The sequence below is a fragment of the Pararhizobium capsulatum DSM 1112 genome, assembly GCF_030814475.1.
GTDB classification, from domain to species: Bacteria; Pseudomonadota; Alphaproteobacteria; order Rhizobiales; family Rhizobiaceae; genus Pararhizobium; species Pararhizobium capsulatum.
This window is the reverse complement of the sequence record NZ_JAUSVF010000001.1, coordinates 870,730-892,184: the sequence shown is the minus strand read 5'-3', so window position 1 is coordinate 892,184 and position 21,455 is coordinate 870,730. Positions and strand designations below refer to the sequence as shown.

The window sequence follows — 21,455 nt, the reverse complement described above, 5'->3', positions numbered from 1 at the left end:
GCGAGCAAATAGCACCGCTCCCTCACTTGGCAAAGCGGTTTCAGCCTCGCATATAGGACTGGGAAGCACGCGAAAGGAACGATGTCAGCGACATGAGAGGAGATGTCAGGATTGCAGCACCGCCCCGGATCGTCTGGGAAGCACTCAACGACCCGGAATTCCTGAAGGGCCTGATCCCCGGCTGCCAGTCGATGGAGCGCCTGTCCGAGACAGAAACGCTCGCAACGGTAAAGGTCAAGTTCGGCTTCCTCTCCGTCACCTTCGCCGGAAAAATCCTGCTCAGCAACATCCATGCGCCCGACAGCTATACGATTTCGGCCGAGGGCCAGGGCGGCCTTGCCGGCTTCGCCCGCGGCAGCGCCGATGTGGTGATGGTTCGAGAAGGCAATGAGACCCTGCTCTCCTACGAGGCAAAGGCCGATGTCGAAGGCAAGCTCGCACAGATGGGCGGCAAGTTGATCGACGCGACGGTCGGAAAACTCGCCCGTCGCTTCTTCGACGATTTCAACGCGGCCGTCAGCGAGAGGGCGCGCGCCTGATCAGGTCACCGTGATCACACCGATTTCGAAGGGATCAGCGCCTGCGACGGGATATTTTCCGCCCGCACGCGCTGCTTTTCGGCTTCCGTGTGCCATTTCACCGCCTCATGCGCCTCGTTGCGCGCCCGCTTGCGATATTTGTGCTGGCTGACCCAGGTGGCGAAGGAACCCAGCACGAGACCGAAGATCACCGCGAGGAACAGGAACACGAAGAACGGCGCCGAAACGGAAAGAACACTATCCTCGGGATTGAACGGATTGAGCGCCAGCCGCACGCTCTGCCGGTTGGCAACCGACAGCACGATCAGCACGATGCCGACCGGCACCAGCACGACGAGGTTGATGATCTTCTTCATTCTCTGATGGTCTCCGATGCGTGCGCGGATCACGGTTCGCCGTCACGACGCAGATCGGCGGCTCCGAAGCGACGGACGATAGTCCGCCGTCTTCATGACGACGATTATTCGTCGTCTTCGTCATCCGTGCCGGGATTGAGCCGCTCGCGCAGTTCCTTGCCGGTCTTGAAGAACGGCACCCATTTTTCCTCGACGAAGACGGAATCGCCGGTGCGCGGGTTGCGACCCGAGCGCGACGGACGGTTCTTCACCGAAAAGGCGCCAAAGCCACGCAATTCCACGCGATTTCCCGCCGCGAGCGCGTCGGTGATCTCATCGAGCACCGCATTGACGATATTCTCGACGTCACGGTGATAGAGATGCGGATTGCGAGCCGCGACAATCTGCACCAACTCTGACTTGATCACTGTTGCCCCCTCTCGGTTTTTATCGTTTGTTCTTCGTATTTTACGTATAGCAAGCAGGACGGGTTTCAACCCCACAAGCCGACCCACAAATCAGAACAGCCATTTCTGGCCATCAAGATCGGCCCTCGCCGTCTCCCGGTCGGCTCTCAGTTGCTGCCAACCTGCCAAACCGAGAGAAGACCGTCAAGAAACAACTTGTCTCCGCTCAACTTTTCGAGCCCGCCAAGCTGCGGAAAAACCTCATATCCCAATGCTTTGACCCATTCCGAGGCAAGGGAGCCGAAACCGAAGGGCCATGAACGGGCGGGTTCCTTCCAATCGACGACAGGCAAATCGGCGTCGATCTTGCGGCTCTTGAAGTAGGCCTTGATCTCTTCCTCGCCGCCAAGAGCGTCCACGAGCTTTTCCTTCAGCGCCTGACGCCCGGTAAAAATGCGACCGTCGGCAAGTCTCAGGGCCTCGGCGCGCGGCATCTTGCGGCGCTCGGCAACCAGATCGACGAACCAGTCGAAACTGTCGTTGATCATCGACTGAATGACCGCCTTCGCCTCCTCGCTTGGAGGATGGAACGGGTTGGGCTCGGCCTTCAGCGGCGCCGACTTGATGGTCTCCAGGGATACCCCGAGCCGATCCATCAGCGTCTTGATCTGCGGATATTGGAACAGTACGCCGATCGAACCGGTGATCGAGGTCTCGCCGGCAATGATCTGGTCGCCGGCAATGGCGATCATGTAGCCTGCGGATGCCGCGAGCGTGCGCACATCCGAAACCACCGGCTTCTTTTCGGCGACCTTGCGGATCGCCTTGTAGATCGTCTCGCCGCCATAGGTCGTGCCGCCGGGCGATTCGATCGTCACGACGAGACCCTTCACCGCATCGGCCTTGGCGATCCGGTCAAGCCGCTCGAGCAGTTCCCGGTCGTCCTGGATGATGCCCGAGATGCTGATGCGGGCAATCTGCGGGCGGGCTGTCAGGCCCGATTGCGCACTGCCCCAGAAATAGACGGCGATTGCCGCTGCCAAGATCATGAGAATGCAGGCGATACGCCAGAAACCGAGTTTGCGTCGCAATTGCCGCCGGTCGGCGATGGCAAGCTGATCCATGGGTTTTCCCTTGCTTTGCTGAAGCGCCATGCATAGCGCCGCGCGAAGCGGATGTAACCTCATTTTGAAGTTTTTCGAGCCTTCCTTGTGCAAGGACAAAAAAATCTCCATATTCACGGTAAGTCACCGACTGAATTCTGAATTCATAAACAGGGCAGACTGCGCATCGGAGCTCTGAAGCGCGGCGACGACGGGTTTCTTCATGAATGAAATGTCTTTTTCCGGCGCTCTCCCGCATTCCGGGCCAGTTGTCCCGGACGTCTATTCGGAAGCGGTGCGCCATTCGCGCCGGGTCGCGCGGCTGAAGATCCTGCTGCCGCTTGCCGCCACGGCGATCGCGCTCGTCTTCGTGGCCGTTTCGGTCGTGCGCGCTTTCCTGCCTGAGGAATTGCAGATCGAAAATGCAACCATCGAAGACGGCAAGATCGTGATGCAGAACCCGGCGATATCAGGCCGTAACAAGCAGAACATCAGCTATTCGATGAAAGCCAAGCGCGCCCTCCAGGATATCGCAAATCCCGATATCATCACGCTCGAAACGATCCATGCGGAAATGCCGGTCAATGACACGCTCAAAGCGACCGTCGAAGCCGAAAGCGGCATCTATGATCGCGGCAAGAACACGCTCGACATGAACAAGCCTTTCAGCATAACGATGAACAATGGCGTCGTTGCAGACTTCCAGACCGCCTATCTCGATATTAACGCCGGAGAAATGAACACGGATCGACCGATCGCGATCAGCTTGAACGGCGGTTCCATTGTTGCACAGCGGCTGAGAATGACGGATAAGGGACGCATTGTTACATTCGAGGGCATGGTGAAAGTCGTCGTCGACCCCAGCACCATCCGCAAGACAGCCAACTAGAAACCGGTGCACCCATGTCGGCTTATTCCTTTTCAGCATTTCGCATTGCCGCAGCAGTCCTTTTTCTCGGCGTTGCGCCGACACTCGTAGCGCCCGCGCTTGCGCAGGAAACCAAGAGCAAGATCAAAGGCCTGGAACTTTCCAATGATGCCCCGATCCAGATCGAGAGCGACAAGCTGGAGATCAAGGATCCCGAGAGCAAGGCCATCTTCACCGGCAACGTGAAGGTCGTGCAGGGCACGACGACGCTCCAGGCCGGCAGCATGGTCGTTTTCTATAAGAAGGGCGGCGGCGGCGCGATCTCCAGCGGCAATGCCGATATCGATCGTATCGAAGTCAAGGACAAGGTTTTCCTTCAGTCTGGCACCCAGCAGGCGACCGCCGATATCGGCGTGTTCAACATGACGGCCCAGACCCTGGTGCTGAAGGGCAAGCAGGTGGTGCTTTCCGAAGGCAAGAATGTCTTCACCGGCTGCCAGCTCGATGTTCAGATGAACACCGGCGAAGCACAGCTTCAAGCCTGCGGCGGTCGAGTCCAGATCCAGCTGGATCCGAAATCCCAGAAGACCAACTGACGCGGCCCCTCGTGAACATTCCTTTTCTTCATAAGCGCAAGCGCGCCAAGACCGACACGGCCGCGCCGGCCCGCCCCGTTGACAAAGCGCGCTACGACGGCACGCTGATCGCACGCGGCCTGACGAAATCCTATCGTGGCCGCCGTGTCGTTGGCGGCGTCTCGCTTGTCGTGCGTCGCGGCGAGGCCGTCGGCCTGCTTGGTCCCAACGGCGCCGGCAAGACCACCTGCTTCTATATGATCACCGGCCTCGTGCCGGTTGATGAAGGCTCCATCGAGATCAATGGCAACGACGTGACGACGATGCCGATGTATCGCCGCGCACGGCTCGGCGTCGGCTACCTGCCGCAGGAAGCCTCTATCTTTCGCGGATTGACCGTCGAAGAAAACATCCGCGCGGTGCTGGAGCTTCACGACAACAACCGCGAACGGCGCGAAAACAAGCTGAACGAACTGCTCGGCGAGTTCAACATCTCGCATCTGCGCAAATCGCCGGCCGTCGCCCTGTCAGGTGGCGAGCGCCGACGCCTGGAAATCGCCCGCGCCCTTGCCACCGATCCGACCTTCATGCTGCTGGACGAGCCCTTCGCCGGCGTCGATCCGATTTCGGTTGCCGATATCCAGGCGCTGGTCCGGCATCTGACGTCGCGGGGCATCGGCGTGCTGATCACCGACCACAATGTCCGCGAAACGCTGGGTCTGATCGATCGCGCCTACATCATCCATGCGGGCGAAGTCCTGACCCATGGCCGGGCAAACGACATCGTGACCAACCCGGATGTGCGACGCCTGTACCTGGGCGACAATTTCAGCCTTTGAGCCTGGAAGCGCCGTTTTAGATTCCAGATGTTTTTAAGCGATATTGAATGTTTGGTGGCCGCAGAACGTCGATACCACACCTTTTCGACGTATTTCATCTTATTTACGACCAGCGCTTGACCAAACCTTCGTAATAAGCAATTTTTGGGCCAGTTGAGGGATCAACGCCGGGCCTTTGCATGCCAAAGGTCGGCAGACCCTTAAATTTGAGGGGAGTTTCGCGTCCGAATGGCATTATCCGCCAGCCTCTTCCTGCGCCAAAGCCAAACCCTGGCCATGACGCCTCAGCTGATGCAGTCGATCCAGCTTCTGCAGATGACGCATCTGGAATTGACGCACTTCATAGAGCAGGAAGTCGAGAAGAACCCGCTTCTGGAATTCACCGCCAATGACGATGTGGCGGGCGGCGAGCGGCATGGCAAGGATGAGTTTCATGCGGCCGACGAAGCAGCATCCGGCGACGACGCCCCCGCTTACGAACCGCTGGGCGACGTCTATGAAAGCGCCACCTCGACAACCAGCGAGCGGATGAACGAGCAGCTCGATTCCAATTTCGAGAACGTGTTTCCCGATGACATGACCCCTCAGCGGGCCGACGCGCCGGAGTTGCTTGGCCAGTGGAAATCCATGCCTGGCGGCGGCGATGACGGGTACGACCTTGAAGATTTCGTCGCCAACCAGACCACGCTGCGCAATTTCCTCGATACCCAGATTCCCTTTTGCGTCCACGCGCCCGGCGACAGGCTGATTGCCCAGCATCTGGCCGATCATCTGGACGATGCAGGTTATCTGCATGCGGATATCGGCGAGATCGCGGATCGGCTGGGCGCCGTCCCGGCCGATGTTGCCCGCGTGCTGGAAAGCCTGCAGCAGCTCGATCCGCCCGGCGTGTTTGCACGATCCTTGAGCGAGTGCCTGGCGATCCAGCTGCGTCAGCGGGATCGGCTGGATCCGGCCATGGCCGCCCTTATTGACAATCTCGAACTTCTGGCGCGGCGCGATTTTGCGACGCTAAAGAAGATATGCGGCGTCGACGAGGAAGACCTGATCGACATGCTGGCGGAAATCCGCAAGCTCGATCCCAAGCCGGGCACCGGCTTCGAAACGGGCGCCTCCGAGGCCATCATTCCCGACATTGTCGTGCGCGCCGCGCCGGACGGCAGCTGGGCCGTGGAACTGAACCCGGAAACCCTGCCGCGTGTCCTCGTAAATCACAGCTACTACGCCACCGTGGCACGCCACGCGCCGAAGAACAGCGACGACCATGCCTTTCTGTCTGAATGCCTGCAGACAGCCAACTGGCTGACCCGCAGCCTCGACCAGCGCGCCCGCACCATCATGAAGGTGGCGACCGAGATCGTGCGCCAGCAGGACGCCTTTCTCGTCAACGGCGTCGATCACCTGCGACCGCTGAACCTCAAGACGGTGGCCGACGCGATCAAGATGCATGAATCCACTGTCAGCCGCGTGACATCAAACAAGTACATGCTCACCCCGCGCGGGCTTTTCGAACTGAAATATTTCTTCACGGTTTCGATCAACTCCGCCGAGGGCGGAGACGGACACTCAGCCGAGTCCGTCCGTCACCGGATCCGCAACATGATCACGCTGGAGAGCCCGAGCGCGGTGCTCTCCGACGACGATATCGTCGATCTCTTGAAGAAAGGTGGCATCGACATCGCCCGACGAACGGTTGCCAAATACCGAGAAGCCATGAATATCCCGTCGTCGGTGCAGCGCCGCCGGGAAAAACGCGCGATTGCCAAAGTATCGGCGTGAAGCGGAACCGGATATCCTCGATCCTCGACTTTCCAACAGGTCGAGTTCGAAGCTTATTCGATTTTTAACCATTCCCTTGACTTCCCGCGGCATCGCCTGTATTAGGCCGCCGCTGAAGGCAGGGCTTGAAGCCCGCAATTGACCGATCCCAGACATTTCAGGCCGAGCGACGCAAAATTCGTTTGCGTGCGTGAAGTGCTTGGATGACGGATGCGGTTGGAATAGACTGGCTACGCAAATCACGAAAAGAGAGGAAACTCCATGAGTGTGCGTGTATCCGGTAAACATATGGAAATCGGCGAAACGTTCCGTCTGCGAATTGAAGACCAGATAGGACAGGCCGTTACGAAATATTTTGACGGAGGATATTCAAGCCAAGTCACTGTGGAAAAGTCTGGATCTCGTTTCAGTGCCGATTGCAAGATACACCTCGACAGCGGTGCAGCCTTGCAGGCAAGTGGCGAAGCGAATGACCCGCAAGCGGCATTTGACGCAGCGTCGGAGCGAATTGCAAAACGCATCCGCCGCTACAAGCGCAAGCTCAAGGATCACCACAATGGCAATGGTCATGCAGGATTTGCCGAAGTAGCTTACACCGTGATGGATTCCGTGCCCGACGAAGACGATGATCTTCCGGAGGATTACGCGCCGACGATTGTCGCGGAGAGTTCCAAACAACTCAGGACCATGTCCGTTGCAAGCGCCGTCATGGCGCTCGACATGACGGACGAGCCGGTTTTGATGTTCCGTAGCCCAGGCAATGAGCAGTTGAATATCGTCTATCGGCGCAACGATGGTAATATTGGCTGGATCGATTCCTCCAATATTAAGGGCTGAGCGGATGGGTGGAGACGGCGAAAGCCGTTTCCACCTCCGTTTTTCCTGGCGGTGATTGGGGGCCTTGACCGGGCCGTCGAAACCGTCGTGAGACGATCGGAAAGGCTATCCCCGGCACGAAGCTGGACGATGGACCTTATCCTGGGGCAACAAGGACAACCAGAATGGCATTGGCAGGCTTGCTGCAGCAGAATGCGATAATTCCGGCCATGAGGGCCAACTCCAAGAAACAGCTCCTTCAGGAGCTGGCGGTTAAGGCATCCAAGATCACCAGCCTTTCCGAGCGGGAAATCTTCGACGTTATTCTCCAGCGCGAACGCCTCGGCTCGACCGGCGTGGGCAACGGCATTGCCATACCGCATGGCAAGCTCTCGCACCTCACCTCGATCGTCGGCATTTTCGCGCGCCTGGAAACGCCCGTCGATTTCGAAGCGCTTGATGATCAGCCGGTCGATCTGGTTTTCCTTCTGCTTGCGCCTGAAGGCGCGGGCGCCGATCATTTGAAGGCGCTCTCGCGCATCGCGCGCGTCCTGCGCGATCAGGACATGGTGGCAAAACTCAGGGGAACGGATTCCGTTTCCGCCATCTACACCTTCCTCAGCGACGACCAGGCCTCCAACGCGGCCTGATCATTGTCGCCTCTACCTGTTTGATTTTTAAAGGCTGTTGATATCCCGGATATCGACAGCCTTTGTTTTGTCGATAATATCCTCGCAAACATAAAACGAGGAGAACGACATGGCAGGCAGGCTTGCAGGTAAAACGGCTTTGATCAGCGGCGGCGCGGGAGGCTGCGGCCTTGCTGCGTCCCAGCTTTTCGCTCGGGAAGGCGCGCGCGTCGGCATCGTTGATCTGCCACGCAGCAAGGGTGAGGAAGTTGCCGCGGCAATCCGCGCTGAAGGCGGTGAGGCAATTTTCGCACCCGCCGATGTCTCGGTCTCCTCGGAGGTCAAATCCGCGGTGAAGGCGGTGGAGGACGCCTTCGGGCCGATTACCGTGCTCTTTAATCACGCAGGCATCCTCGCCGTCGGCCCATTCCTTGAGACAGAAGAGGAGGAGTGGGACCGGCTGATGGCCGTCAATGTCCGCTCGATGTTCCTGATGACCAAGGCCGTGCTGCCCGGCATGCTGGCGGCCGGTGGCGGCAGCATCGTCTCGACGTCCTCGATCTCGGCCGTCGCCGCGACCCCGATGGAAGTGCTCTACGACACCACCAAGGGCGCCTGCCATATGTTCGCCCGCGCCATCGCCGTCGAGTTTCGCGATCGCGGCATCCGCTCCAACGCCGTCTGCCCCGGCTTCATCGCCACCGACCACGGCAAGCGCGAACTGGTGGGTCTCGCCAAATACGGTGTCGATGTTTCGGATGCCGCGATCGCCGCCCAGCAGGGCCGGCTCTGCGACCCGATGGAAGTGGCCCAGGCCGCCCTCTTCCTCGCCAGCGATGAATCGAGCTTCGTCAACGGCACCCATCTTTTCGTCGACAACTGCTTTACGGCGGTGTGAGCCAGGGAGAGAACCATGATGGAAGCAGGCGGACACTGGCGCAACTGGGTCGGAAACCAGTCGTGCATCGTCAGACACAAAGGCGCTCCCGACAGTGAAGCCGCGCTGGCGGACATGGTGCGGGAGGCGACATCAGATGGCTTGAACGTCCGCTGCGCAGGCTCGGGCCATTCCTTTACACCCGTGGCACTCACGAGCGGCCTGCACCTCACCCTCTCCGGGCTGCAGGGCATCACCAATATTGACACGGCCCGCAAGCGTGTCTCCGTCCACGCCGGCACGACGATCAACACGCTGGGCAAGGCGTTGAAGCAAGCCGGCCTCTCGCTGATCAACCAGGGCGATATCGACAGCCAGGCGCTGGCCGGCGCGCTGACCACCGGCACCCATGGCACCGGCATCAAGCTCGGCAACATGGCCTCCCAGATTGTCGGCATGCGGCTCGTGCAGCCCGACGGCAGTATCCTCATCGTCGATGAAAGCCGACCCGACCTCCTGAACGCGGCGCGGGTTTCCATCGGCATGCTCGGCGTGATCTCGGAGATCACCCTGCAGGCGATGGAGAGCTACAATCTGCATGAAAAGCTCTGGCGCTGCACCTTCGACGAATGCATGGAGCAACACGACGATCTCGCGGCAAACCACCGGCATTTCGGCTTCTTCTGGTGCCCCGTACCGGAAAGCCGCCACTGCTACTGCCTGCCGGACACGTCTTCCGTCTCGACCACCGACAGCCTGTCGGATGTCTGCGAGATGAAGACGATCGACATCACCACCGAGCCGCCGATGGAGAGGGGTTTCGAGAAGATCGCCTATTCCTCGGAGATCTACCCGATCGAATACGTCCCGAACTTCCACGAGCTCGAATATGCCGTGCCTCTGCGCTACGGCAAGCAGGCCTGCATGGAAGTGCGCAAGCTGATGCTGGAAAAGCATCCGACTTGCATCTACCCGATCGAATACCGCTTCACCGCCGGCGATCCCGGCTGGATCAGCCCATTCTTCGAGCAAGATTCCATTACCCTGTCAGTCTCCGGCGAGCCCGGCACCGACTACTGGAACTACCTGAAGGATGTGGACGATATCCTGCGCCAGTTCGGCTCCCGCCCGCACTGGGGCAAGCTCCACTTCCTCGGCGCAGAGGATGTGACGGCGCTCTATCCGCGCGCTGGCGATTTCCGGGCGCTGAGGAACAAGCTCGATCCGGAAGGGCGGTTCCTGAACGACCATCTGAAGCAGTTGTTTGGATGAAGTGAATGTTGAGGGATTTACCCCCCTCTGCCCTGTCGGGCATCTTCCCCTCAAGGGGGGTCGCAAGAGGCGCGCTCTCGCTCATGTAAACGAAGCTATCAAGGGAAATGAACAATCTCCCCCCTTGAGGGGGAGATCTCACGAAGTGATAGAGGGGGTGAACCCCTTCGCACCAGCCTTAAGCCGCCGGCGTCTCGCCGTCGACGATCGCGATCTTCGGGCCGCCCTTGGCAACGCCGACCATGGCCGGCCGCAGGACGCGGTCGCCGATCGTGTAACCGGCCTGAACGACCTGAACCACCGTGTTGTTCGGCACGTCCGGATTCGGAATTTCGAACATGGCCTGGTGGAAGTTCGGATCGAACTTCTGGCCTTCGGGCTCAAGCTTCTTCACGCCATGGCGCTCCAGCGCCGACAGCATCGAGCGCTCGGTCATCTCGACGCCTTCGATCAACGCGTTGAACCCGGCATCCCCTGCAGCACGGGCCTCTGCCGGGATGGCATCGAGAGCGCGGCGCAGGTTGTCGGAAACGGCCAGCATGTCGCGGGCAAAGCCGGCGACGGAATAGGACTTGGCATCCTTGACGTCACGCTCGGTGCGGCGACGCAGATTGTCCATTTCAGCGGCGAGGCGCAGGTAACGGTCGCGCATCTCGGCGGTTTCGGCGCGCGCAGCTTCGAGCAGCTCCTGCTCGGTAACCTCAGCACCGGCTTCAGCAGCAGCTTCGCTTGCCGCGGCGCCTTCGGTTTCATAGGCCTCGGGGCCGTAATTCTTCGTGTCTTCGGTCATACCGGTCTCCGGAAAGTCTAGATGGTGCCGATATCGAGCTTCGGACGCCAAAAATCAAGGGCGCAAACGCGGCCTTGGGCAAATGCCGCTATCCGCGCGACAGCCTGGACATCAGCTGTGCCGTATAATCCACCATCGGCACGATGCGCGAATAGTTGAGGCGCGTCGGGCCGATGACGCCGACTGCGCCGACGATCTTCTCATCGCTATCCTTGTAGGGCGCGACGATCAGCGACGAGCCGGACAGCGAAAACAGCTTGTTTTCCGAGCCGATAAAGATACGCACCCCCGGCCCGCTTTCGGCAAGGTTGAGGATTTCGATCAGGCTGTCCTTCTTTTCAAGATCGTCGAACAGCATGCGCAGCCGGTCGACATCGTCGGCACCGGCAAGACCTTCCAGCAGATTGGCCCGGCCACGGACGATGAGTTGCGTCGGCTTGTCGTCGCTGTCGCCGCCCGACCAGATGGCAAGACCGCGCTCGACCAGATCCTGCGACAGCGCATCAAGCTCCAGCCGCACCGTTTCCTTGACCTTCTGCAGCTGGCCGCGCGCCTCGTGCAGCGTCTGGCCGGCGAGATGGGCGTTAAGGAAGTTGGCGGCCTCCGTCAGCTGCGAACTGGTGATGCCGCTCGGCAGTTCGATGATGCGGTTTTCGACCTGATCATGCTCGCCGACAAGAACGGCAAGAGCCTTCGTCGGGGCAAGCCGCATGAATTCGACATGCTTCAGAATAGGATCGGACTTGGCCGTTATCACCAGCCCCGCGCCCCGTGACATGCCCGACAACATCTGGCTTGCCTCGGTCAGCAGCGATTCCACCGGTTGTCCGTGGTCGCTGCGGCGCACATGCCGGTCGATCGAGGCGCGGTCTTCCGCGGAAAGATCGCCAACCTGCATAAAGGCATCGACGAAAAAACGCAGCCCGATCTGGGTTGGCAGGCGGCCCGCCGATATATGGGGAGAATAGATGAGACCAAGATCTTCGAGATCGCTCATCACATTGCGCACCGATGCGGGCGAAAGCGACATTGGCAGCAACCGCGAAAGACTGCGGGAGCCGAGCGGCTCGCCGTTTTCGAGATAGCTCTCGACGATCCGGCGAAAAATCTCTCCCGAACGCTCGTCGAGCGAGGAAAGCCTGTCACTGGCCCCGGATCTGTTGATTACCATCTACGTTGCAAATTCCATGCTGTTGCATCTGCATGAAATATAGTGATCCGCCGCAGGAGTGCAAAAGAGAAAATGCGCGCCAGCCCCTTGGATACAGCGGTTTTATCTCGCACCGAAATGATTTCCCTTCGCGTCAACATAGGCTAGAAGGCTGCACGAACATCAAAGGAGTTCATGATGCGGCCCTCCGGCAGAAAAACCGACCAGATGCGCAAGGTTTCCTTCGAGCGCAATGTTTCCAAGCATGCCGAAGGCTCCTGTCTGGTGAAATTCGGGGATACGCATGTGCTGTGCACGGCAAGCCTCGAGGACAAGACGCCGCCGTGGCTGCGTAACAGCGGCAAGGGCTGGGTCACCGCCGAATACGGCATGCTGCCGCGCGCCACCGGTGAACGCATGAAGCGTGAAGCCGCCACTGGCAAGCAGAGCGGCCGCACCCAGGAAATCCAGCGCCTTATCGGACGCTCGCTGCGCGCTGTCGTCGATCTTCAGGCGCTCGGCGAACGCCAGATCTCGATCGACTGCGACGTCATCCAAGCCGATGGCGGCACCCGCACCGCCTCGATCACAGGGGCGTGGATTGCCCTTCACGACTGCCTGAAGTGGATGGAAGCCCGTAACATGATCAAGGTCGATAAGGTTCTGAAGGACCATATCGCCGCGATTTCCTGTGGTATCTTCGCCGACCAGCCGGTGATCGATCTCGACTATCTCGAAGACTCCGCTGCCGAAACCGACGCCAATTTCGTCATGACCGGCTCCGGCGGCATCGTCGAGATCCAGGGCACTGCAGAAGGCAAGCCCTTCTCCGAAACCGAATTCGCAATCCTGATGGGCCTTGCCAAGAACGGTATCGCCGAACTGGTGACGCTGCAGAAGCAGGCTGTCGCAGGTTAAGTCAGGAACCGATGGCACTTTCAACGACAGGATTGCCCCTCACCCTAACCCTCTCGCGGGGAAAGATTTGGCGCGCCCTGCCGAAGCCAGAGCAAGCCGCCGCCACCCCCCTCTGCCACTTCGTGACATCTCCCCCGCAAGGGGGGAGATTGGCTGGGGCGACCGGCATACTCCCCTTCTCCCCCCTTGCGGGGGGGATGTCAGCAGCGCTGACAGAGGGGGGTGGAGCGGCATATTCCAAGCTCACGAGAGGTCATCACCATGGCTAACGCCCTCGAAGGCATCCTCGAAACCGCCCTTTACGCCGACGACCTCGACGCCGCCGAACACTTCTACGGCACCATCCTCGGCCTCGAAAAGATCACCCGCGCCGGAAACCGCCACGTCTTTTTCCGTTGCGGCCAAAGCGTTCTTCTGATCTTCAATCCGGAAGAGACGGTGAACCCGCCCCACGAAGGCGCCCTGCCCGTTCCGCCACACGGCACCAAGGGTCAAGGTCACGCCTGCTTCCGCGTGGCCTCGGAAAACCTCGACCGCTTCGCCGAAAAACTCAAATCCGCCGGCATCGCCGTCGAGGCCGACATCCGCTGGCCGACCGGTGCCCGGTCCTTCTATTTCCGAGATCCCGCCGGAAACAGCCTTGAATGCGCCGAACCCGGCCTCTGGAACATCGACTGAGAGAAAACCCAATGCGCAAGCTTGAAGACAAGACCCTGATCGTCGCCAGTCACAATGCCGGCAAGATCCGGGAAATCCACGACCTGATCGGCCCGCTCGGCTTTTCCGCCAAATCCGCTGCCGACCTCAACTTCATCGAGCCGGATGAAACCGGCACGACGTTCGAGGAGAATGCGACAATCAAGGCGCTCGCCTCCGCCAACGCTTCCGGCCTGCCCGCCCTGTCGGATGACAGCGGCATCGTCGTCGATGCACTGGATGGCGCCCCCGGCGTCTATACGGCAAACTGGGCTGAAACATCAGATGGCACCCGCGATTTCGCCATGGCGATGCAGAAGGTGGAAACTGCGCTTCAGGAAAAGGGTGCGACCACGCGTGAGGCCCGAACCGCCCGCTTCGTCTCGGTGCTCTGCCTTGCCTGGCCGGATGGCCATGTCGAACTCTTCCGCGGCGAAGTCGCCGGCCATCTGGTCTGGCCGCCGCGCGGCACAAGCGGTTTCGGCTACGATCCGGTCTTTCAACCTGATGGTTACGACACCACATTCGGTGAAATGACGGCCGAGGAAAAACATGGCTGGAAACCGGGCGATGCCGATGCGCTGTCGCATCGCGCCCGCGCCTTCAAGCTTTTTGCCGAAACCTGCCTTGATGCCCCGAAAGGCATCTGAGCCACCACAGACGGACAAGGTCCGAAGAAACGAACGGAATGGCCATTTTCAACTCCATTGGCGACCACACGGACCCCGGCTTCGGGGTCTACGTGCATTGGCCCTTCTGCGCCGCCAAATGTCCCTACTGCGATTTCAACAGCCATGTCCGTCATCAGCCGGTGGACCAGCCGCGTTTCGTCGCGGCTTTCCTGAAGGAAATGGCGGAGGCTCGCCGCCTTTCCGGCCCGCGCACGGTCACCAGCATCTTCATGGGCGGCGGCACTCCCTCGCTCATGGATCCGGCCACGGTCGAGGCCGTGCTGAACGGCATCGCCAGGGAATGGCATGTGCCTGATGGTATCGAGATCACCATGGAGGCCAACCCCTCCAGCGTCGAGGCGACCCGCTTTCGCGGCTACCGCGCCGCCGGCGTCAACCGCGTCTCGCTCGGCGTCCAGGCGCTCAACGACGCCGACCTCAAATTCCTCGGTCGCCTGCACAATGTCGAGGATGCCCTGAAGGCCATAGGTCTCGCCCGCGATATCTTCCCGCGCATGTCCTTCGACCTCATCTACGCCCGGCCGAAACAGACGGTCGAGGAATGGGAAAAGGAGCTGAAGGAAGCGGTCTCCTATGCCGTCGACCATCTCTCGCTCTATCAGCTGACGATCGAGGAAGGCACGCCCTTCTACGGCCTGCACAAGGCCGGCAAGCTGATCGTGCCCGACGGCGAACAGTCCGCCGTTCTCTACGAGGCAACACAGGATATCACGGCTGCCATCGGCATGCCGGCCTACGAGGTTTCCAACCACGCCGTTCCCGGCGCGGAAAGCCGCCACAACCTCACCTACTGGCGCTACGGTGACTATGCCGGCATCGGCCCCGGCGCCCATGGCCGCCTGACGCTCGGCGCCGACAAGCTCGCCACCGCCACGGAACGGAAGCCGGAGGAGTGGCTGCGGCTGGTCGAGAAGACCGGCCACGGCATGGTCGACCAGGAAATCCTGGGTCGCGACGAACAGGCCGACGAGCTGCTGCTGATGGGCCTGCGGCTGAAGGAAGGCATCGATCTCGTCCGCTGGCAGAGACTGTCGGGCCGCGAGCCGGACCCGGATCGCGAGCAGTTCCTCATCGAGCATGGCTTCATCGAGCGTCTTGGCAATTCGCGCCTGCGCTGCACGCCGGCCGGCATGCTGATCCTCGATGCCGTGGTGGCGGACCTCGCCTGCTGACAGGCTCAAAGCCTTGCAGGGCAGGACGAATGCGTGGAATTTTCCCTCGCCAGAAATCGCAGGGCTGCCTCTTTCCGGCAGCCGAACGGCGCCTAGTTATCTGCTTCATCCTCTAGACCGCGGCGACCCATGCGACATGACGACTTTGCCTTCCTGGCCCACAATGGCGAGCTTGCCGGGCTGATCGCCGCTCATGACTGGTCCTTGACCTCCATCGGCTGCGTCACGACCTGGCCGCAGAGCCTGAAGACGACCATCGCGCTCGTCCTCCAGTCGCCCGTGCCGATCGTGACGCTCTGGGGCGAAGACGGCATCATGATCTACAACGATGCCTATTCCGTCTTTGCCGGCGGCCGGCACCCGCAGCTCCTGGGCTCGAAGGTGCGTGAAGGCTGGCCGGAAGTGGCCGATTTCAACGACAATGTCATGAAGGTCGGTCTCGCCGGCGGCACGCTTGCCTATACGGATCAGAAGCTGTCACTCCAGCGCAGCGGACAGCTCGAGCCTGCCTGGATGAACCTCGACTACTCGCCGATCATTGGCGAGAGCGGAAAACCGATTGCGGTCATGGCGATCGTCGTCGAAACGACCAGCAAGGTGAAGGCCGAACGCGCCATCAGAGGCGAGCGGAAACGACTGAAGAGGATGTTCGAACAGGCGCCCGGCTTCATGGCCATGCTGACCGGCCCGGAGCACCGCTTCGAACTCGCCAACGAGGCCTATCTGCGCCTGATCGGCAATCGCGATGTCATCGGTCTGCCATTGCTGGAAGCGCTGCCCGAATTGAGGGGCCAGGGCTTCGAGAAACTGCTGGATACCGTCACCGAGAGCAGCGAGGCCTATGTCGGCAATTCGACCCCGGTCCGGCTTGAACGATCCGCGGGTGTCGTGGAAGAACGCTATCTCGATTTCATCTATCAACCCATTCTTGACGAGGAGCGCAATAACCTCGGGATTTTCGTCCAGGGCAATGATGTAACCGAGCAGAAGCACGCCGAACTGGCGCTGAGACACGAAACCGCCGTCCTCAGCGTTCTCAACAAGCTGGGTGCGGATCTCGCTGCCGAACGCGACCTCGACAAGGTCGTGCAGATGATCACCGATGCCGGCGTCGCCATGACCGGCGCGAAATTCGGTGCCTTCTTCTACAATGTGCTGGATGAGAAGGGCGAGAGCTACATGCTCTATGCGCTGTCCGGCGTGCCGCGCGAAAGCTTTTCCAGCTTCCCCATGCCGCGCGCGACGTCCGTCTTCCAGCCGACCTTCAAGGGTGAAGGGGTTATCCGTTCCGACAATATCCTCACCGACCCGCGCTATGGCCATAGCGGCCCCTATCACGGCATGCCGTCCGGCCACCTGCCGGTGCGCAGCTATCTCGCGGTTCCCGTCATTTCCCGTTCCGGCGAGGTGATCGGCGGCCTGTTTTTCGGCCACCCTAAACCCGGCCTCTTCAAGCAGGATCATGAAGACCTGGTGATCAGCGCCGCAGGCCTCGCGGCGATCGGCATGGACAATGCCCGGCTGTTTCAGGCGGCCGAGCTTGAAATCGCTGAGCGCAAGCGCGCCGAACAGGAGCTGCAACAGGTCAACAGCAATCTGGAACAACGGGTCGCCAGCGAAATCACTGAGCGCATGAAAATGGAAGAAACGTTGCGCCAGTCCCAGAAAATGGAGGCTCTGGGACAGCTGACCGGCGGCGTGGCGCATGATTTCAACAACCTGCTGCAGGTGGTCTCCGGCAACCTCCAGCTCCTGTCCGGCGACGTACAGGGCAACGAGCGTGCCCAGAAGCGTATCGAAAATGCGCTGGCGGGCGTGAACAGAGGTTCCAAGCTCGCAAGCCAGCTCTTGGCCTTTGGCCGGCGCCAGCCGCTCGAACCGAAGGTGGTCAATATCGGCCGCTTCGTCACCGGCATCGAGGACATGCTGCGCCGGACGCTTGGAGAAGCGATCGAGATCGAGACCAGCCGCTCCGGCGGTCTCTGGAATGCGTTGGTGGACCCGACGCAGATCGAAAACGCATTGCTCAATCTCGCCATCAACGCCCGCGACGCCATGGATGGCGCCGGCAAGCTGACCATCGAAGTCGGCAACGCATTTCTCGACGATGACTATGTTCGCCAGAACGATGACGTTGAAGCTGGCCAGTACGTGATGCTCGCCGTCACCGATACCGGCTGCGGCATGGATGCGTCCATCCTGAAGCAGGTTTTCGAGCCGTTCTTCTCGACAAAGCCGATCGACAAGGGAACCGGGCTGGGCCTGTCCATGGTCTATGGTTTCGTCAAGCAATCCGGCGGCCATGTGAAGATCTACAGCGAGGTCGGCCAGGGCACGACGATCAAGCTCTATTTCCCCCGCATCCGGCAGACGGAAGATGTGATCGTCGAAGACGGGTTCGGGCCTGTGACCGGCGGAAGCGAGACCATCCTCGTTGCCGAAGACGACGATCAGGTCCGCAACACCGTGGTCGAGCTTCTGGGTGATCTCGGCTACCGGGTTCTGAAGGCCAGGGATGCGGCCGGCGCACTCACCGTCATCGAAAGCGGCGCCGCCGTCGATCTCCTGTTTACCGATGTCGTCATGCCCGGACCGCTGCGCAGCACCGATCTCGTGCGGCAGGTGAAGGAGCGATCGCCCGAAATCGCCGTGTTGTTCACCTCGGGATACACGGAAAATTCGATCGTTCACGGCGGCCGGCTCGATCCCGGTGTCGAGCTCCTCAGCAAGCCCTACACGCGCGAGTCTCTCGCCCGCAAGATCCGTCACGTGCTGAACAATCACCGCCAGCGCGCCGAGGCCATCCAACGTCTTGCGTCCGCCCCTGCGCCATCGCCACCTCAGGAAAAGACTTTCTACCGCGTGCTTCTCGTCGAGGACGATTTCCTAATCCGCATGTCGACGTCGGATATTCTCATGGAACTCGGCCACACCGTGGAGGAAGCAAGCAGCGCCGAACAGGCCTTGGCCATTCTGGAAGTACAGCCCATCGCCATCCTGATTACTGATCTTGGCCTGCCGGGCATGTCGGGGGCGGAACTGGCCGCAACAGTCAGGAAACAATATCCGAACATGGGCATCGTCTTTGCAACCGGCCAGGACCAGGCCCCGAAGCTTGACGATCCGGCACGGACGGCCCTCCTCAAGAAACCGTTCGGAACACCGGAGATCACCAGGGCGATTGAAAGCCTCGGCCTCTAAAGGAGGTCTGGTTCAGATTGAACCAGACATCCTCTAGATTCTTTTGTTTCTGTTTGTCTTTTCGCGAAAACCGGTTTCCACTTTTCCCTGACAAACTCTGACGTTAGCCTCATATGGAACAGGCAGACGTCGCCGCCTGCCTGCTCTCTCAACTTTGTCGTTCGGTGTACGTCAGGCCCATTCGCCCTGACGCATGACGGCGACGCTGCCGCCATTGGGCAGAATGCCGTCGATATCCACCTTGTCGGAGCCGATCATCCAGTCGATGTGAATGAGACTGGAATTTCCGCCCTGCGCCTTGATTTGCTCCTGGCTCAGCGAAGCACCGTCGAGGAAGCACTTGGAATAGCATTGGCCGAGTGCAATGTGGCAGGAAGCGTTCTCATCGAACAGCGTGTTGTAGAACAGGATGCCGCTCGCGGAGATCGGCGATGAATGCGGCACCAGCGCCACCTCGCCAAGCCTGCGCGCGCCCTCGTCGGTATCCAGCACCTTGTTCAGCACTTCCTCGCCCTTCGACGCCTTCGCTTCGACAATCCGGCCGCCTTCGAAGCGAACCTGGATATTGTCGATCAGCGTACCCTGATGGGAAAGCGGCTTGGTGCTCGACACATGGCCCTCCACGCGCAACGCATGCGGCGTGGTGAAGACCTCTTCGGTCGGGATGTTCGGATTGCAGGTGATGCCGTTCTTGGCCGTGGAGGCGCCGCCATGCCATTCATGACCGTCAGCCAGACCAACCGTCAGGTCCGTGCCCGGTCCTGTGAAGCGCAGTGCCGAGAAGCGCTCGCCGTTCAGCCAGCTCGACCGCTTGCGCAGATTGGCATTGTGTTCGGCCCAGGCTGCGACCGGATCGGCAACATCGACCCGCGATGCCGCAAAGATCGCATCCGCCAGCTTGCCGACCGCGACATCCTCGGCCAAGTCCGGGAACATCTGCCTGGCCCAGGCGGGGTTGGGGTAGGAAATGATGTTCCAGTTGATGTCGAAATTGGAAATTTTCTCGAGCGCCGGCTTGTAGGCGATGGAATTGGCCTTGTTGGCGCGAGCGACCTTGGCCGGATCCTGCGCCGCCAGCATCATCGGGTTGTCGCCGGAGATCGCCAGTCGCGCCGCATTGCCGGCATAGGCCTTGGCCATGCCGTCATAAAGCCAGCCGGATGCCCGATCGAAGCTATCATCCGGGGCATACTGGTAGCGGGCAAGCGTCGTCTCTTCATCCGAATAGAAGGTCGTGACGAGACCGGCACCGGCCATATAGGCATGTTTGGTGATCAGGCGGACCAGCGGCAAAGCGGCAATCGGCGCGGTGATGACGAGGTCCTGGCCACGCTCCAGCCTCAAGCCCACCTTGACGGCGACTTCGGCAAGCTTTTCAAGCTTCACGGGATCGATAAGGGATTTGGTTGATGTCGCGTCCATGCTGTCTCCTGCTGCTTCGTAGCGCGTTGCCCCGTTCTATCGCGACAGGCGTCAAAACAGAAGCCGAAAGCACGAAACGACTGAAGCTTGCAGCAGGCCGTTCCAGGCCTTCATGCGTCGGGCGATGTCGGGCGTCCCTGCAGCTGCTGAGCCCGCTTTCTACCATGCTCCTCGGCCTCCTGTTGCGTCACAAAACCTCGATGCTCCGTGATTTCAAGGTGGAAAATCGAGGCTACCCACACGCCCTGGAACCTCTTGATGACCACTCTCGCCTCACTCATCACAACTCCTTATGGCTTGCACGAATCGGTACAACCATAGGAGACGATGGGCGACAGGACAGTCCCCAAATTGGGTATATGTCTCTGAACGGTTCAAGAACACGGTTGCGGCTGCGCATGAACGTCAGGGGAACGGGAGTTGTGCCTGAATTCGCCTTGATCACGATACGGGTCGCTGGACCTTGCCAGCGCTGGGACCAATCGACATTCGGCCCCCGCACGATGGGCGAATGCAGCCGTATAAAGACCGCGCCGCCCCTTACGCCACCAGTGGCGCGACAATCGCCTTCAGTGCCATCAGCGCATCCGCAGGCGCCAGTCGCACCTGCAGTCCGCGTTGGCCGCCATTGATGAACACATGCGGCTCGGCGAGCGCCGCCTCTTCGATCGCGGTCGGCACGAGCTTCTTCTGTCCGAAGGGGCTGATTCCTCCAACATGATAGCCTGTCAGCCGCTCGGCATCGGTCGGCTTCATCATGTTGGCGGACTTGCCCGAAAAAGCCGCGGCCAGTTTCTTCATGCTGACTTCGCGATCCGATGGCACCACGACGCAGACCGGCTTGCCATCCACTTCGGCCATCAGCGTCTTCAACACCCGGCAAGGTTCCTCGCCCAACGCCTCGGCAGCCGCCATGCCGATGCGGTCGGCGGAAGGGTCATAGTCGTAGGTGTGAACCGTGAAGGCCACGCCGGCCTTGGCGAGAAATTGCGTTGCGCGTGTCGTCTTCGACATGGATCAGCCCTTGAACTGCGCCCCGTAGATATCCGGCTTGAAGCCCGCCGTGAGATGGCCGCCCCGGTCGAGCAGCGGTCGCTTGATCATCGATGGCTGCACCAGCATGAGGTCGATCGCCTTTTGCTGATCGAGGTTCTGGCGATCTGCCTCCGGCAAGCCGCGGAATGTGGTGCTTGTCTTGTTGAGCACGGCTTCCCAGCCCAAGGCATCGCACCAGCCCGTCAGCGTCGCCCGGTCGATACCCTCGCCCTTGTAGTCGTGGAAGGCATAGGCGACACCGTGACCGTCAAGCCAGGCGCGCGCCATCTTCATCGTATCGCAGTTCTTGATGCCGTAAATCTTGACCGTCATTGCCCGC

22 protein-coding genes are annotated in these 21,455 nt (G+C 60.4%); 14 read left to right on the top strand and 8 right to left on the bottom strand.

Annotation, left to right across the window (positions count from 1 at the left end; all coding sequences use genetic code 11):
- Nucleotides 1–92: 92 nt before the first annotated feature.
- The gene (locus QO002_RS04210; protein ID WP_307226993.1) at nucleotides 93–539 is read left to right on the top strand and encodes an SRPBCC family protein; all 447 of its coding nucleotides are present in this window, start codon (nucleotides 93–95) and stop codon (nucleotides 537–539) included.
- Between the two features lie 14 nt (nucleotides 540–553).
- Here QO002_RS04210 and QO002_RS04205 read toward each other — a convergent pair whose 3' ends face one another.
- The 3 genes from QO002_RS04205 to sppA form a co-directional block, all read right to left on the bottom strand.
- Nucleotides 554–895 carry a DUF1049 domain-containing protein gene (locus QO002_RS04205; RefSeq protein ID WP_307226991.1) on the bottom strand — a complete coding sequence of 114 codons (342 nt, stop codon included), beginning with the start codon at nucleotides 893–895 and terminating at the stop codon, nucleotides 554–556.
- A 104-nt stretch (nucleotides 896–999) separates the two neighbouring features.
- Nucleotides 1,000–1,302, bottom strand: a complete 303-nt coding sequence (locus tag QO002_RS04200) for an integration host factor subunit beta (RefSeq protein WP_307226989.1) — start codon at nucleotides 1,300–1,302, stop codon at nucleotides 1,000–1,002.
- Nucleotides 1,303–1,448: 146 nt separating this feature from the next.
- Nucleotides 1,449–2,405 (bottom strand): signal peptide peptidase SppA, encoded by a 957-nt coding sequence (sppA, locus tag QO002_RS04195; RefSeq protein WP_307226987.1) that lies wholly within the window; start codon nucleotides 2,403–2,405, stop codon nucleotides 1,449–1,451.
- A gap of 202 nt (nucleotides 2,406–2,607) precedes the next feature.
- Here sppA and lptC point away from each other — a divergent pair, with 202 nt between their 5' ends.
- The 8 genes from lptC to QO002_RS04155 all read left to right on the top strand — a co-directional run bounded on the left by lptC (nucleotide 2,608) and on the right by QO002_RS04155 (nucleotide 10,039).
- Nucleotides 2,608–3,273 carry an LPS export ABC transporter periplasmic protein LptC gene (lptC, locus tag QO002_RS04190; protein ID WP_307226985.1) on the top strand — a complete coding sequence of 222 codons (666 nt, stop codon included), beginning with the start codon at nucleotides 2,608–2,610 and terminating at the stop codon, nucleotides 3,271–3,273.
- A gap of 14 nt (nucleotides 3,274–3,287) precedes the next feature.
- Nucleotides 3,288–3,848, top strand: a complete 561-nt coding sequence (locus QO002_RS04185) for an LptA/OstA family protein (RefSeq protein WP_307226983.1) — start codon at nucleotides 3,288–3,290, stop codon at nucleotides 3,846–3,848.
- A gap of 11 nt (nucleotides 3,849–3,859) precedes the next feature.
- Nucleotides 3,860–4,666 carry an LPS export ABC transporter ATP-binding protein gene (lptB, locus tag QO002_RS04180; RefSeq protein WP_307226981.1) on the top strand — a complete coding sequence of 269 codons (807 nt, stop codon included), beginning with the start codon at nucleotides 3,860–3,862 and terminating at the stop codon, nucleotides 4,664–4,666.
- 228 nt (nucleotides 4,667–4,894) lie between these two features.
- Nucleotides 4,895–6,445: an RNA polymerase factor sigma-54 gene (gene rpoN / locus QO002_RS04175; protein WP_307226978.1), complete on the top strand. Its 1,551-nt coding sequence runs from the start codon at nucleotides 4,895–4,897 to the stop codon at nucleotides 6,443–6,445.
- Between the two features lie 261 nt (nucleotides 6,446–6,706).
- On the top strand, nucleotides 6,707–7,282 hold the full coding sequence (hpf, locus tag QO002_RS04170) for a ribosome hibernation-promoting factor, HPF/YfiA family (protein WP_307226977.1): 576 nt from the start codon (nucleotides 6,707–6,709) through the stop codon (nucleotides 7,280–7,282).
- Between the two features lie 164 nt (nucleotides 7,283–7,446).
- On the top strand, nucleotides 7,447–7,911 hold the full coding sequence (ptsN, locus tag QO002_RS04165) for a PTS IIA-like nitrogen regulatory protein PtsN (RefSeq protein ID WP_307226975.1): 465 nt from the start codon (nucleotides 7,447–7,449) through the stop codon (nucleotides 7,909–7,911).
- A 109-nt stretch (nucleotides 7,912–8,020) separates the two neighbouring features.
- Entirely contained in the window at nucleotides 8,021–8,788 is a 768-nt protein-coding gene (locus tag QO002_RS04160; protein ID WP_307226974.1) for an SDR family NAD(P)-dependent oxidoreductase, read from the top strand.
- 15 nt (nucleotides 8,789–8,803) lie between these two features.
- Nucleotides 8,804–10,039, top strand: coding sequence for a D-arabinono-1,4-lactone oxidase (locus QO002_RS04155; RefSeq protein WP_307226972.1), 1,236 nt, complete (start codon nucleotides 8,804–8,806; stop codon nucleotides 10,037–10,039).
- Between the two features lie 178 nt (nucleotides 10,040–10,217).
- Here QO002_RS04155 and grpE read toward each other — a convergent pair whose 3' ends face one another.
- Together grpE and hrcA are read right to left on the bottom strand one after the other, a co-directional pair.
- The gene (gene grpE, locus QO002_RS04150) at nucleotides 10,218–10,829 is read right to left on the bottom strand and encodes a nucleotide exchange factor GrpE (RefSeq protein WP_307226969.1); all 612 of its coding nucleotides are present in this window, start codon (nucleotides 10,827–10,829) and stop codon (nucleotides 10,218–10,220) included.
- Between the two features lie 88 nt (nucleotides 10,830–10,917).
- A complete protein-coding gene (gene hrcA / locus QO002_RS04145; protein WP_307226967.1) occupies nucleotides 10,918–12,000 on the bottom strand; it encodes a heat-inducible transcriptional repressor HrcA in 1,083 nt (360 codons plus the stop codon).
- A 177-nt stretch (nucleotides 12,001–12,177) separates the two neighbouring features.
- Between hrcA and rph the strand changes: the two genes are divergently transcribed.
- From rph to QO002_RS04120, 5 genes are all read left to right on the top strand, one after another.
- Nucleotides 12,178–12,897 (top strand): ribonuclease PH, encoded by a 720-nt coding sequence (gene rph, locus QO002_RS04140; RefSeq protein WP_307233141.1) that lies wholly within the window; start codon nucleotides 12,178–12,180, stop codon nucleotides 12,895–12,897.
- 261 nt (nucleotides 12,898–13,158) lie between these two features.
- A complete protein-coding gene (locus QO002_RS04135) occupies nucleotides 13,159–13,575 on the top strand; it encodes a VOC family protein (protein WP_307226965.1) in 417 nt (138 codons plus the stop codon).
- An 11-nt stretch (nucleotides 13,576–13,586) separates the two neighbouring features.
- Nucleotides 13,587–14,243 carry an RdgB/HAM1 family non-canonical purine NTP pyrophosphatase gene (rdgB, locus tag QO002_RS04130; protein ID WP_307226963.1) on the top strand — a complete coding sequence of 219 codons (657 nt, stop codon included), beginning with the start codon at nucleotides 13,587–13,589 and terminating at the stop codon, nucleotides 14,241–14,243.
- 38 nt (nucleotides 14,244–14,281) lie between these two features.
- Nucleotides 14,282–15,457: a radical SAM family heme chaperone HemW gene (hemW, locus tag QO002_RS04125; protein ID WP_307226961.1), complete on the top strand. Its 1,176-nt coding sequence runs from the start codon at nucleotides 14,282–14,284 to the stop codon at nucleotides 15,455–15,457.
- Between the two features lie 129 nt (nucleotides 15,458–15,586).
- Entirely contained in the window at nucleotides 15,587–18,658 is a 3,072-nt protein-coding gene (locus tag QO002_RS04120) for a hybrid sensor histidine kinase/response regulator (RefSeq protein ID WP_307226958.1), read from the top strand.
- A 171-nt stretch (nucleotides 18,659–18,829) separates the two neighbouring features.
- On the opposite strand, the gene QO002_RS04115 is transcribed toward QO002_RS04120, so the two are convergent.
- The 3 genes from QO002_RS04115 to QO002_RS04105 all read right to left on the bottom strand — a co-directional run bounded on the left by QO002_RS04115 (nucleotide 18,830) and on the right by QO002_RS04105 (nucleotide 21,448).
- Complete coding sequence (locus QO002_RS04115) at nucleotides 18,830–20,080, bottom strand: aminopeptidase (RefSeq protein ID WP_307226957.1); 1,251 nt, start codon at nucleotides 20,078–20,080, stop codon at nucleotides 18,830–18,832.
- Between the two features lie 540 nt (nucleotides 20,081–20,620).
- Complete coding sequence (gene ybaK / locus QO002_RS04110) at nucleotides 20,621–21,094, bottom strand: Cys-tRNA(Pro) deacylase (RefSeq protein WP_307226955.1); 474 nt, start codon at nucleotides 21,092–21,094, stop codon at nucleotides 20,621–20,623.
- Between the two features lie 3 nt (nucleotides 21,095–21,097).
- On the bottom strand, nucleotides 21,098–21,448 hold the full coding sequence (locus tag QO002_RS04105; RefSeq protein WP_307226953.1) for an arsenate reductase: 351 nt from the start codon (nucleotides 21,446–21,448) through the stop codon (nucleotides 21,098–21,100).
- Between the last annotated feature and the right edge of the window lie 7 nt (nucleotides 21,449–21,455).